Origin of the sequence: Mesorhizobium sp. M4A.F.Ca.ET.050.02.1.1, from assembly GCF_003997725.1 — a bacterium.
Taxonomy (GTDB): Bacteria; Pseudomonadota; Alphaproteobacteria; order Rhizobiales; family Rhizobiaceae; genus Mesorhizobium.
In genome coordinates, this window is sequence record NZ_RZSG01001188.1 from 1 (window position 1) to 1244 (window position 1244).

At 61.3% G+C, this 1244-nt stretch carries 1 protein-coding gene and 1 pseudogene; both read left to right on the forward strand.

What is annotated here, in order from left to right; genetic code table 11:
• Positions 1–20 precede the first annotated feature (20 nt).
• On the forward strand, positions 21–1046 hold the full coding sequence (gene trbG / locus EOA33_RS36180) for a P-type conjugative transfer protein TrbG (RefSeq protein WP_127232321.1): 1026 nt from the start codon (positions 21–23) through the stop codon (positions 1044–1046).
• Positions 1043–1244: pseudogene (locus EOA33_RS40005) on the forward strand (conjugal transfer protein TrbI); the annotation flags it as partial. The gene trbG and the pseudogene EOA33_RS40005, both read left to right, overlap by 4 nt.

The following is a 1244-nucleotide window of genomic DNA, read 5'->3' on the forward strand; positions in this document are numbered from 1 at the left end:
GTCCACCAATGAAAGGTAAAATGTCACCGATTCGTGCCGTGCTGATCCTATCGGTGTCGGCAGCGGTCGTTTCCGCTTGTGCATCGAAGAAGGTGCCGCCGCCTGAGATTTCCTATGACGCTGCCGACTTCAAACCGGCCGCGATCGAAAAAGCGCCGGAGAGGCCGATTAGAATTGTCGAGGTGCCAAAACCACTGCCGCTGCCTGGCCAAATGCAGCCCGAGCCCGGCAAGGCCGAGGACAAGCGCCCTCCTGAAGAACGCGTCGCTGATGCCAACAAAGCCGCGACCCAGCAACCCACCAAGTACGGGTATGTTAATGCAGTGCAAGTCTACCCCTTCACCGATGGCGCGCTTTATCAACTCTATGCCGCGCCGGAGCGCGTGACCGACATCGCTCTGCAGCCGGGCGAGAAACTAACCGCCGTGTCGGCTGGCGACACCGTGCGCTGGGTCATTGGCGATACCGCAAGCGGCACCGGTGACAATCAGCGCACCCATGTTCTGGTAAAACCCTTCGCGCCGGGTCTTGCCACCAATGTCGTCATTACGACGGACCGGCGGACCTATCATTTGCAGCTTCAAAGCACCGAGAAGACCGCAATGGCGGCAATCTCCTGGACCTACAGCCAAGACCAGATCATCGCGCTTCGCCAGCGCAATGCTCAAGCCGAGGCAGTTACACCGGTCGCGTCGAACATCGCGCTCGAAAACCTTCGCTTTCGCTACTCAATCAGTGGCGACACACCGCCCTGGAGACCGACGCGAGCCTTCGACGACGGCAGCAAGGTCTATATTGAGTTCCCTCGTCGCATAGATCAGGGCGAGGCGCCACCACTCTTCATCGTCGGCGCAGATGGGAGCAGCGAGCTCGTCAACTATCGCGTGCGCGGCAACTATTACATCGTCGATCGGCTCTTCGCCGCGGCCGAACTTCGCCTCGGCACCAAGCGGCAGCAGGTGATCCGCATCAGCAGGATTGACGGCAGGCAACCGCAACGGCGGATCTCGCTCTTTCGCGGCAGCCGGCGAGGTGAGGGCTCATGATCGAAAATTCCCGCTCTGGCATCCCGCCGAAACTGGATCCCGAGGAACTGCAGCTTCGGGCCTCTCCCCGCCGCGTGGTGCGGTTCAGGCGCGGTGTGATCATCGCTATCGCAGCGCTCGGATCCGGCGCTGTCTTCGGCGTTACCATGATCGCCCTCCAGGGGCCGGCCCTTCGCATCAGGGATCAGGCGGAAGATC